Raw genomic sequence first — 12,248 nt, forward strand, 5'->3', positions numbered from 1 at the left:
CTTTTTTGTTTTATGATTAAACTATCTGGAGTAATTATTACTTATAATGAAGAGCGAAATATTGAAAAATGTTTACAATCTTTGGTTCCTGTTGTAGATGAAATTATAGTAGTCGACTCCTTCTCTACCGATAGTACAAAATCTATATGCGAAAAATTTAATGTTACCTTTATTGAGCAAGAATTCTTAGGCTACGTAGAACAGAAAAACTTTGCTCTTGAACAGGCTTCAAATAATTATATAGTATCTCTGGACGGTGACGAAGCTTTATCTGAAACCCTTCAGAAATCCATAAAATCATTAAAATCGAATTGGAAGTTAAATGGGTATTACTGCAACAGGCTCAATAATTTTTGCGGACAATGGATAAAACATTCCGATTGGTACCCCAACAAGAAACTAAGAGTTTTTGATAAACGAAAAGCCCGTTGGAAAGGTATTAACCCACATGATAATGTTAATTTGAATGACCAAAGTGATGAAGTAGGTTTTCTAAATGGAGATATCTTACATTGGACCTATCAGTCCTACTCAGAATTCAATTTGAAAACTGAACATTTTTCTAGTATTTCTGCCAAATCGTATTATGATTTAGGAAAGACTTCAAACCTATGGAAAATAGTATTCAATCCCACATGGGCTTTTTTCAAAGCTTTCTTTTTAAGACTAGGGTTTTTAGATGGGTTGAATGGTTTTGTTATCTGTGTTCAAACTGCAAATATTACATTCTTGAAATATACCAAACTAAGGGAACTTCAAAAACGTAAAAACAACCAGACCTAGCTCATTAAAGAGGACTTCTTGTCGGCCTATTCGCGTACTTTTTTTTCCAAAAAAACACACGCTTCTTTAATCTTATTTTTCTGTAGTAGCGTTCTTGAAAGGCTTTGGTATACTTTAACATTAGATTATATACCTTATCGTAATCTTCATTAATGCATTTAGCATACTCATCGCTCATAATTTCAATCATAGATTTATGAACAGTTAATCTTGAGAAATTCTTTATTCTAGTTTCAAAATCCAGAGGTTTAAATTCCATTCTGTTTAAATCTACAAGACTAAACTCGTAAGAGCCATTGTTTATTTTAATTAAAGTGTTACCTGGAGAATGGTCTAAAAAGTGTATACCTTTCTCGTGCATGTTATAAGTGAACCTTGTAAACGCCCTTAAAATAGCTTCATGGTTAGGAAAGTTCAAGTCTAAAGTAAGTTCTCTGTAAGTTAAATCACAGTCTAGCTGTTCACTAACATAATAGCTCTTATTAAAAAACAGGAAGGATTTAAACTCAAAATAAGCTATTGGTTGTGGTGTACCAACTCCCAAAGCAATAAGCTTGTTGGCATACTCGAAAGAACGCTGTGCTTTACTCTTTCTAAAAAAATTATAGGCTAATCTGTTGAAAAAATTGGGTACTCTAAAAGACTTGATATTAATAACATCATCTCCTATTTGAAACAACTTGAGTGAATTCCTGTCTTGGTCACCAAACGGAATACCGTCAACATCAAAATTATCTACAAATTCATGAATTACAGATTGTTGCTGTAGATATTGTTCATTTATCTCAAAATGCTTCATAACGCAATATTACAACTACTTTTTTTCTTTTAATAGAATACAAATAGAATTCATTTTAATAATTTGTCTTTCTTTGCAAAAAGCTTAAAAATGTATAAAATCTTTCTAGAGACCCATAACCTTAATAATCTACATACTGGTTTTGGACAATTCAACCTACATATACTTAAAGCATTAGAGGCTATCAATGACCCAGAACTTCAATTTACCATACATGCTGGTTTTAAGGATTCCATAAAAAAAGAATTCGGCTCGTTTTTTAAATATAAGATTTACTTCGGGGCACGCAGATATAAATTGGCTAGGATAAAAAGCCGATATGATGTTTGGCATTCCTTGAATCAAAATACCAAAATAGAACCTTACAAAGACATCCCTTACGTTTTAACAATTCACGATGTTAATTTCATCAATGAAATTTCAAACGACCCAAACCACAAGAGAAATCTTAGATTTAAAGAAAAACTAAATAAGGCTCATGCTATAACATATATTTCTGAATTTGCTAAAAAATCTACTCACAAGCATTTTAAAATCCCAAGTCATATTCCAGAGCATATTGTCTACAATGGAAACCCAACAACAGGTTTTTTAAATCTTGAAAATTTTAAACCAAATGTAGACACAACTACTCCTTACTTTTTTGCTATTGGTGACTTTAGAGCAAGAAAAAATTTCCATGTACTAGTAGAAATGATAGCACATCTTCCCAATTATAACTTGATTATTGCTGGGAACAATTCAAGAAGTTATGGCGAAACTGTAAAGAAAAGAATTGAAGATTTAAATCTCCAAACTAGGGTAACCCTAGTTGGAAGAATAAGCGAAGAAGAGAAACAGTATTACTTAAAACATGCTTCCGCTTTTGTTTTTCCTTCGTTAAATGAAGGGTTTGGACTTCCTATAATTGAGGCTATGAAATTTGGTATTCCCGTTATGCTGGCAAATACCTCCTCACTACCAGAAATTGGTGGTAAGCATGCTTTTTATTGGGAAGAATTAACTCCAAAACCTATGGCAGAAAAATTAGTTCAGTGTTTAAAAGAATACGACAGCAATAAAGAATTTTACAAACAGAAATATATTGAACGGGCCAATATGTTTACCTGGGAAAATGCTACCAAACAATATATAGAAATCTATAAGCAGGTTATTGAAAATGCAAAACGAAGTAAATAAAGCTTTACAAACCTTAAAATCTGGTGGGGTTATCTTACTCCCTTCTGATATTGGCTGGTCCTTGGGGTGCAATGCTTCAAACGAAGATGCCATAAAAAAAATGCTTTCCATAAAAAAAACTAAAAACACAAACCTTCTAACCTGCCTAGTCGCCGATGATAGGATGCTAAAAAAATATATACGAGAAATCCCTTTTGCAGCACAAAGTATTATCGATGCTACCGATAAACCTACTACTATTATTTACGATGAGGCAAAAAATCTTCCTTCGGTTTTAATAGCCAAAGATAAAACTATACCCATTAGAATACCCGACAATGAATTATGCTACTGGCTTTGTAGAAGACTAAATGGTGCTATAGCGCATATAAGTGCCAATGTAATAGAAAAAACTACTCCAAAATCTTATAAAGAAATAGCTCCAGAGGTTTTAAAAGGAGTAGACTATATCGTAAATTTGCATAAAGATAAAGTTTACGTAAAATCAACTCCTTCAATTATCAAATTAAGTAATTCTGGAATTGTAAAAATAATTAAAGCGTAAGCTTCTTTTTATTAGAAAACGTGCTCATTTTTAGGAATTTGCGATGAATTACAAAGAAGCGTTAAGACACCCTGTTTTTAAAATAATATCAAAATCGGTCGAAGAGCTCGATTTATGTGCTTACGCCATAGGAGGTTTTGTTCGCGACTTTTTACTAAAAAGAGGCGACGCAAAAGATATAGATATTGTAGCCATTGGCAGTGGAATTGAATTGGCTAAGCAAGTATCAAAAAACTTACCCAACAAACCCAAAGTTCAAGTTTTTAAAACTTATGGTACCGCAATGCTGCGCTATGAGGATATTGAAATTGAGTTTGTAGGCGCTCGTAAAGAGTCTTATTCTGAAGATAGCCGAAACCCTATAGTAGAAAACGGGAGTTTACAAGATGACCAAAACCGACGGGACTTTACCATAAACGCCTTGGCTTTGAGCTTAAACGAAAGTACTTTCGGTAATTTATTAGATCCTTTTGATGGTACACAAGATCTAGAAAATAAAATAATAAGAACGCCATTAAACCCAGACATTACCTACAGCGATGACCCTTTAAGAATGTTAAGAGCTATTCGGTTTGCAACACAATTAGGTTTTAAGATTGAGGAAAATAGCCTAGAAGCTATTACTCGCAATTCGTCTAGAATAAAAATCATAACTATGGAAAGGGTCGTTTCAGAACTTCATAAAATTCTAGAAAGCGATAAACCCTCAATAGGTTTTTTACTACTAGAAAAAACAGGGTTATTGGATTATATTCTGCCAGAGTTAACAGCGCTTAAAGGTGTTGAAGAAGTAGAAGGTCAACGTCATAAAGACAATTTTTACCATACTCTAGAGGTTGTAGATAACATCTCAAAACACACTAACAATCTCTGGTTGCGCTGGGCTGCACTATTACATGACATTGGAAAAGCGCCTACAAAAAAGTTTCACAAACGCATTGGCTGGACCTTCCATGGTCATGAATTTGAAGGTTCAAAAATGGTTTACAAACTTTTCAAAAAACTCAAAATGCCTTTGAATGATAAAATGAAGTTTGTTCAAAAAATGGTACTAATGAGCTCTAGGCCCATTGTGCTAGCTCAAGATATGGTAACCGATTCTGCGGTAAGACGCCTTGTTTTTGATGCTGGTGATTATGTTGATGATTTAATGACGCTTTGCGAAGCCGATATAACCACAAAAAACCCAAAGAAATTCCAGAAATACCACAACAACTTTAAAATTGTACGAGAAAAAATTATTGAAGTTGAAGAACGAGATCATGTACGTAATTTCCAACCACCAATTTCTGGTGAAGAGATTATGAAAACTTTTAATCTGAAGCCCTCTCGTGAAATAGGAGTTATTAAAGAATTCATCAAAGAAGCTATATTAGAAGGAGACATCCCTAACGAGTACGAAGCTGCATATACATTAATGCTCAAAAAAGGAAAAAAATTAGGGTTAGAAGTTAGAAGTTAGAAGTTAGAAGTTAGAAGTTAGAAGTTAGAAGTTAGAAGTTAGAAGTTAGAAGTTAGAAGTTAGAAGTTAGAAGTTAGAAGTTAGAAGTTAGAAAATTAAAAATCTGTAAAGAAGTGGCTAAAACAAAAGACAATAAAAAAGTAATATACTGGTTGCTAACAGGTTGCTTCCTGATCTTTATAATGGTTGTTGTTGGAGGCATTACCAGATTAACCCATTCGGGATTATCTATGTCCAACTACAAGTTAATTTCAGGAACCATACCACCAACAAACGACGTTGAATGGCAAGAGGCTTTTGAACTTTACAAACAATACCCTGAATATCAAAAGCTAAATAGTCATTTCACCTTACAAGATTTTAAGGACATCTATTTCTGGGAATGGTTACACCGTGTTATTGGCAGGCTAATTGGCATCGTATTCCTAATACCATTCGTCTATTTTTTAATTACAAAACAACTGAGTCGCGCTACTATAAAGAAATCTGTGATATTAATGTTTATGGGAGGTTTCCAAGGATTCTTAGGTTGGTACATGGTAAAAAGTGGCCTAGTAGACAATCCTGATGTAAGCCATTATAGACTGGCTGCTCATTTAACTACGGCATTCTTAACTTTCGCTTATACGTTTTGGGTTGCATTAGATTTAATGTTCCCCCAGAAGAAAGAAATTAATACTAAATTCAGAAATCTGGTTCGATTTGGTTTAGCAGTCCTTTTAATACAAATTATATACGGTGCATTTGTGGCAGGACTAGATGCTGGTTTTATTCATAATCACTGGCCCTTAATGAGCGAAGGTAAATTTATGCACCCAACTGTTTATATTGAACAAGACCCATTATACAAGAATTTTATTGAAGGTAAAAGTGGCGTGCAGTTTGTTCATAGAATACTAGCCTATATTGTTGTAGTTTTTGTCTTTTTAATTTGGATAAAATCTAAAAAACTAAGTGTTTCCAAAGACCAACTCAAAGGTCTTAAAGCACTTAATTTCGTAGTAATATTACAGTTTATTTTAGGCGTTTTCACTATTCTCTTACAAGTTCCTGTTTGGTTAGGTGTTGCACATCAAGTTGGAGCATTTTTCTTGTTAAGCGCCATGACATTTACCCTGCATCGCTTTAGCAAATAACCAAAAAAACGTAACTTTGTGACATAATTTTTTATCATGATTTATAGGTTTAGAGTAATACTTGACAATGATACGGAAGATGATATTTTTCGTGATTTAGAAATTAGAGAAACTGATACTCTTGAAGATTTACACAATATAATCACACAGTCTTTTGGTTTTGACGGAAGTGAAATGGCTTCGTTTTATTTAAGTAATGATCAATGGGATCAGGGTGAAGAAATATCATTGTTCGATTTAAGCGATGATAACTCTGCAAGATTAATGAACGAAACCGCCATTAACGATGTGGTACACGAAGCTAGCCCCAAGCTTATTTATATTTATGATTTTTTAAGCATGTGGACGTTTTATGTTGAACTAGCTGAAATTGTTGACGAAGCCGAGAGTACCGATTACCCTAATCTTATGTTTGTTCACGGTCAAATTCCAGACACAGCACCAGACCGTATGTTCGAAGCAGAAAGTGAAGATGTTTTTAATGAATTTGAGGATAATCTTGACGTAGACGATTACAACAGTCTAGATTTTGATGAAAACTGGAACTAACCAATAAGTTTTAGTGGGTTTACGTTCTCGTAATTCGTCGTTAAAAACTCCAATCCGCACTTTAGAATCTGTCCCATCGTGTTACATTTCAAAAACTTTTCATCTTTAGAATATTTGTAAATCTCCTTCTTGAGTTGATCTATATGTTTCTTTGTAGAAATAGTGTCTTCTCTCATACAGGTCAATAATACTTCAATACGATCGTTAAAACTTTTTAAACGCTTAACTAAAATAGAGCGCTCTTCTGTCTTATATTGGTCTATTGACAATTTTCCTAAAATTTGCGAAACCATTTGTACTATTTCAAGATTTTCCTTAAAAAATTGCGGCCTGTAAATATTAAACTTTCCTTCGTAAGCCTGTTGATCAAAATCTATAGCCCTAATTTTATAGACTACATGATCAAAATCGTGCGTAGGAACAATTACATAATTGTATGATCTCATATCACCTAAGAGCCTAATCATACATCGTTCATTAAACTTAACAAACTCTTTAGCAATTTGAGATTTTTCTGATTTAGTACAATTTGGTAACATTGTTTTTATAAATACATCACCAGGAATGCCAGAAATATGTTCCTCTATAAGTGTATTTTCATAAACTAAAAAATTCAAATTATAAGGAGACAGCATGTGTTCAAACTCCAAACCGTAAATTCTTGATGCGTCTGCAGTTTTAACATAAAAGTAGGTGAAGTTATCATTCAGGATGTTTCTTATCTTTATCCTAAACGGCCGGGAGTTACCAAAAGTACAGTAGTCTATAGCATCAACACTTAAAAAAGGATGCGCCTCTTCATTTCCATCAGAATGTAAAATCGTGTATACTTTTTTTAAGGATACTTCAATTTCTTCGCGTTCATAATCGTTATAATAGACCCGTACCCACAATGTGTCATTTTCATCTTTATCGTAAACCACTACCGAACCTTGAAAACGCAATAAATCATCATAATTTATTGGTATTTTTATGTTTCTATTGTATTCTGTTAAGTAAGCACTTAGCTTTTCACTTATTGGATAAGATGGTTTTCGTTTCGAAATTTTTAGGTCCTTCATACCGTAAAATTAATCATTTTATAAGGTTTTATTACTATCGTGTAACAAAATATAAATAGACTCGTCATACCCATGTAACCAATTAACACCAAAACTTTTTTGGTATAAAAAATAATCATTTGGAAACCATTCTAACAATAAACAACCTTACCAAAAAATTTGGAGCTTTAACTGCTGTTAAAGACCTTTCATTCACTATAAACAAGGGCAATGTTTATGGCATTTTAGGACCCAACGGAAGCGGGAAATCCACAACTCTTGGTATAGTTCTCAATGTGGTAAATAAAACCTCTGGATCGTTTCAATGGTTTGATGGTAATACCTCAACGCACGATGCTCTAAAAAAAGTAGGTGCGATTATAGAACGTCCCAACTTTTATCCTTACATGTCTGGTTATGATAACCTTAAGCTAGTTTGCAAAATAAAAGGAGTAGGTTACGATAAAATAGACGAAAAACTCAAGACCGTAGGATTATTGGAACGAAGAAACAGCAAGTTTAAAACGTTTTCTTTAGGTATGAAACAACGTTTAGCCATTGCTTCGGCGCTTTTAAACGACCCTGAAATCTTAATACTAGATGAACCTACCAATGGCCTAGACCCTCAAGGTATCCATCAAATTAGAGAAATTATTAAAAATATAGCCGCCCAAGGCACTACTATCCTTCTAGCTTCGCACTTGCTAGATGAAGTAGAAAAAGTATGCTCGCACGTTGTTGTTTTAAGAAAGGGAAAAAAGCTTTATGCAGGTAGAGTGGACGAAATGATTTCTAGCCATGGTTTCTTTGAGCTAAAATGTAACGATAATGAAAAATTAACTAGTCTGCTTAAAACCCATGATGCTTTTGGTGAAATAAAAATTGAAGGCGATTTAGTTACCGCCTTTCTAAAAGATAAAATGAAATCGGATGATTTAAATAAATATCTTTTTGAGAAAGGAATCATTCTAACACAATTAGTGCAGCGTAAAGAAAGTTTAGAAGAACAATTTTTACAATTAACCGACAACCAAACCACTCAAAATTAGTTGAAATGCTACGATTATTAAGTATAGAATACCATAAACTTATTCACAGTAAAGCCAGTAGGGTACTTATTATAATTTACTTTGCGCTTCTTAGCCTAATATCCTTATTTGCGACTATCAAATTTGATATTGGTCCTATTAAATTTCATTTGGCAGAACTTGGCATATTCAACTTCCCCTACATATGGCATTTTAACACTTTTGTTGCCGCTTTACTTAAGTTCTTCCTATTATTGGTTATAGTTTCTATGGTGGCCAATGAATATAGCAATAAAACTATTAAACAAAACCTCATTGATGGTCTTAGTAAAAAGGAATTTATTTTATCCAAGTTCTATACCGTTATTGCTTTGTCTCTCATTTCAACAATTTTCGTGTTTGTAGTATCGCTTATTTTAGGTTTAGTATACTCGAGCTACACAGAAATAGGTATCGTGTTTTCGGATTTGGAATTCTTGGTGGCCTTCTTTGTTAAATTACTAGGTTTCTTTTCCTTTGGTCTTTTTATGGGTATGCTAATAAAACGTTCTGCTTTTGCTGTTGCGGCCATGATTGTACTATTTTTCATGGAATTCTTCAGTTATCTTATTGTTTCTGGATATAATAGAGGAACTGAGGTTGCAGACAACATATATCAATTTTCACCTTTTAAATCGTTGTGGAATCTAATAGACGAACCTGGCTCAAGGCTTTCTGCTGTTAAAGAAGTTGCTGCTCAAGTTGGTGAGGACCTGTCTTATGATTATGCTGTGCATTGGTACGAAATTGCAATAGTACTGGCTTGGACAGCATTATTTATCTTTTTGTCGTTCAGATTATTAAAAAAGCGTGATTTATGATATCTTTGATAGTCTAGGCTATTGAAGAATGAATAAAATTACCATATCCCTCGTGTTGTGTTTTTTTAGTGTGCACCTGTTTGCTCAAAGACAGGCCTCTAATTGGTATTTTGGCTATGGTGCTGGAATTCAATTTGACCTTGCCAACAACACAATTAATTCTGTAGATAATGGCTTTTTGTTCACCAACGAAGGTTGTGCTTCAATTTCCGATGATGACGGTAACCTATTATTCTATACAGACGGAAAAGTGGTATGGGACAGAACTCACGGTGTTATGATTAATGGCACTGGTCTTTATGGAGACTCTTCAAGCACACAATCGGCAATTATAGTCCCAAAACCTAACGACGACAATATATACTACGTCTTTACAGTAGATACAACGCTTAGAGAGACTGACCCTAATTTCGGATTAAATTACTCGATTATTGATATGAGTATGAACTTCGGACTTGGTGCAGTAACTCAAAAAAACATAAATCTGCTCTCGTTTTGTTCTGAAAAACTTACTGCAGTCTTAAAAGATTGTATCACAGATTCTATATGGGTAATTACTCTGGCGTCGGAGAACGGAAACACCGATATTTATGACACCTTCCATGCTTATGAAGTCAGTGAGCTTGGAGTAAATACAACCTCTATTAAATCTACTTTTCCAGGACTCGCCCTTACTGAAAGAAGAGGTTATTTAAGACTATCTCCTGATGGCTCCAAAATGGCAGCAGCTAGCGTTACTGAAGGTTTACAGCTATTCGATTTTGACAAAGCATCCGGTATGGTGAGCAATATTAGATATTTAAATATAAACAATTTCCAAAGTCCGTTCCCATATGGCATAGAATTTTCTCCAAACAGCCAATTACTTTATGCGCATGCCTCTAACGATTTTTTTGATGAAAATATAGCTGAAACCGAAAACCCAGCCAATCATACTTCTGTTCTTGTTCAATATAATCTTTTGGCTGAAGACGTAGAATCCTCTCAGGTTGTAATCGATGATAGAAACTTATATCGTGGCGCCCTTCAATTAGGACCTAACGGTAAAATTTATAGAGCACTAAGTGCCACTTATACTCAGGGGTTACCTTACCTTGCTTCTATAAACAACCCAAATAAAATTGGAAGAGAATGTAACTATCAGCATCAAGCCATCTCACTGTCACCTAATGACTCTTCGCAAGGTCTCCCACCTTTTATCACCTCATTTTTTAACAAACAAATTGATATTATAAAAAACGGTAGAAGCAGTACTAACTTAGATTTGTGCGATGGAGATACTTATACTTTAACTTCAATTGAAATTCCCGGGGCAACATACACATGGACAAAAGATGATACCCCCTTAACAGAAAACAACAGTAGTCTAGAAGTTTTGGAATCTGGTCATTACGAAGTTTCTATAGACCCAAACAATGGTGAATGTGCCATAGAAGGAGATGCGTTTGTATTGTATAACAGAAATCCCATAGCTAAAGACCATATCATTTTACAATGTGAAGATGATGACAATCCTGACGGACTTACCATATTTAACCTAAATGAAGCAAATACCGAAATTAACGTAAATAGTGCTTCTGCCACTACAAAGTTTTATTTAGATAATGCCCGAACCCAAGAAATAAATGGTGATTCTTTTTCTAACACCTCTAACCCTCAAATTATCTACGTTGAACTAAAGAATGAAAAAACTGGATGCTCAGACTATTCAGAACTCACACTAAAAGTAAGTACTACCAATGTAAAGGATGTTTCTATTATACTTTGTGATGATGACACCGTTGAAGATGGTTTTTACACCTTCAATCTTCTTGATATAAATAACCAAATTATTGATGGCTTACCAGACAGCCTCAACATTACCTACTACGAAAACTATGAAGACGCCCTGTTAGAAAACAATAAATTGGAAGAAGCATACACCAATAACACCCCATTTCAGCAAACGATTTTTGGTAGAGTAGAAAACGATAATAATTGCTACGGAATAAGCGAGATAGAATTAGTCGTAAACACGCCTCCTGATATAGAACAAAATGCTGAAGTTTATTATTGTTTAAATCAATTCCCCTCCACAATCTCTATAAATGCTGGTATTTTAGACGGAAATATACAAGACTATTCATTCAATTGGTCTACTGGAGCCACTACTTACAGTATAGACGTGAACGAAATTATTGAATATCAAGTAGTAGTTACCAACCTAAATACCATGTGCTCCAAAACAAGGACAATTTCGCTACTAGCATCTGATGTTGCAAGCTTTAGCTCCCCACCTTTTACATCAAACGCACCAGCTGATAATAATATAATCTCATTATTTGTAACTGGTAACGGTGAATACCAATTTCAGTTACAAGATGAAAGCGGCAATATCGTAGCACCCTACCAAAGCAACAATACCTTCGAAAATATTAATCCAGGTATTTATACAGCAAGTGTAAGAGATACTAAAAACAATTGTGGCATCGTTAACCAATTAGTTTACGTTATCGGTTTTCCTAAATTTTTTACACCAAACAATGACGGTGTAAACGATACTTGGGAAATTTATGGAATTTCAGAAATGGATATGCCCGATATTAAAGTACGAATATTCAATAGGTATGGTAAGCTACTTAAAGAGTTTAACCCTATAATAAGTGGCTGGGACGGTATCCTAAATGGTCAAACATTACCACCAGATGATTATTGGTTTTCAATTAAGCTACAAGATGGAAGAATTTTTAGAGATCATTTTACCTTAAAAAACTGATGAGATGATTCATAAAACAAAAAAATACGCATTTTGTCCTGTATTTTTTGTATTTCATCTAAAAAAAACATAATTTTCGGCATTGATTTTCGGTTTCAATTGCCGATAATCTG

General features: G+C 33.9%; 11 protein-coding genes. 9 read left to right on the plus strand and 2 right to left on the minus strand.

Going from position 1 to position 12,248, the window contains the following annotated elements:
- The first annotated feature begins 12 nt into the window (after positions 1–12).
- Positions 13–783, plus strand: a complete 771-nt coding sequence (locus M0214_RS01200; RefSeq protein ID WP_305879789.1) for a glycosyltransferase family 2 protein — start codon at positions 13–15, stop codon at positions 781–783.
- A 4-nt stretch (positions 784–787) separates the two neighbouring features.
- On the opposite strand, the gene M0214_RS01205 is transcribed toward M0214_RS01200, so the two are convergent.
- Positions 788–1,582 carry a lipopolysaccharide kinase InaA family protein gene (locus M0214_RS01205; RefSeq protein WP_248723653.1) on the minus strand — a complete coding sequence of 265 codons (795 nt, stop codon included), beginning with the start codon at positions 1,580–1,582 and terminating at the stop codon, positions 788–790.
- A 90-nt stretch (positions 1,583–1,672) separates the two neighbouring features.
- Between M0214_RS01205 and M0214_RS01210 the strand changes: the two genes are divergently transcribed.
- From M0214_RS01210 to M0214_RS01230, 5 genes are all read left to right on the plus strand, one after another.
- Positions 1,673–2,761, plus strand: a complete 1,089-nt coding sequence (locus M0214_RS01210) for a glycosyltransferase family 1 protein (protein ID WP_248723654.1) — start codon at positions 1,673–1,675, stop codon at positions 2,759–2,761.
- Entirely contained in the window at positions 2,742–3,305 is a 564-nt protein-coding gene (locus M0214_RS01215; protein WP_248723655.1) for an L-threonylcarbamoyladenylate synthase, read from the plus strand. The genes M0214_RS01210 and M0214_RS01215 overlap by 20 nt, the downstream gene beginning before the upstream one ends.
- Positions 3,306–3,348: 43 nt before the next feature.
- Positions 3,349–4,767 (plus strand): CCA tRNA nucleotidyltransferase, encoded by a 1,419-nt coding sequence (locus tag M0214_RS01220; RefSeq protein WP_248723656.1) that lies wholly within the window; start codon positions 3,349–3,351, stop codon positions 4,765–4,767.
- A 182-nt stretch (positions 4,768–4,949) separates the two neighbouring features.
- The gene (locus tag M0214_RS01225) at positions 4,950–5,903 is read left to right on the plus strand and encodes a COX15/CtaA family protein (RefSeq protein ID WP_248724917.1); all 954 of its coding nucleotides are present in this window, start codon (positions 4,950–4,952) and stop codon (positions 5,901–5,903) included.
- A gap of 36 nt (positions 5,904–5,939) precedes the next feature.
- The gene (locus tag M0214_RS01230; protein WP_248723657.1) at positions 5,940–6,452 is read left to right on the plus strand and encodes a plasmid pRiA4b ORF-3 family protein; all 513 of its coding nucleotides are present in this window, start codon (positions 5,940–5,942) and stop codon (positions 6,450–6,452) included.
- Here M0214_RS01230 and M0214_RS01235 read toward each other — a convergent pair.
- On the minus strand, positions 6,449–7,513 hold the full coding sequence (locus tag M0214_RS01235) for a hypothetical protein (RefSeq protein WP_248723658.1): 1,065 nt from the start codon (positions 7,511–7,513) through the stop codon (positions 6,449–6,451). The genes M0214_RS01230 and M0214_RS01235 overlap by 4 nt on opposite strands.
- A 119-nt stretch (positions 7,514–7,632) precedes the next feature.
- On the opposite strand from M0214_RS01235, the gene M0214_RS01240 reads away from it, so the two are divergent.
- From M0214_RS01240 to M0214_RS01250, 3 genes are read left to right on the plus strand one after another with little or no spacing between them, the layout of a single operon-like run.
- Positions 7,633–8,541 carry an ABC transporter ATP-binding protein gene (locus M0214_RS01240; protein WP_248723659.1) on the plus strand — a complete coding sequence of 303 codons (909 nt, stop codon included), beginning with the start codon at positions 7,633–7,635 and terminating at the stop codon, positions 8,539–8,541.
- A 5-nt stretch (positions 8,542–8,546) separates the two neighbouring features.
- Positions 8,547–9,380 (plus strand): ABC transporter permease, encoded by an 834-nt coding sequence (locus tag M0214_RS01245; protein ID WP_248723660.1) that lies wholly within the window; start codon positions 8,547–8,549, stop codon positions 9,378–9,380.
- 28 nt (positions 9,381–9,408) lie between these two features.
- Complete coding sequence (locus M0214_RS01250) at positions 9,409–12,135, plus strand: T9SS type B sorting domain-containing protein (RefSeq protein WP_248723661.1); 2,727 nt, start codon at positions 9,409–9,411, stop codon at positions 12,133–12,135.
- Positions 12,136–12,248: the final 113 nt, after the last annotated feature.

It is taken from the genome of Seonamhaeicola sp. ML3 (genome assembly GCF_023273855.1).
Lineage (GTDB): Bacteria > Bacteroidota > Bacteroidia > Flavobacteriales > Flavobacteriaceae > Seonamhaeicola.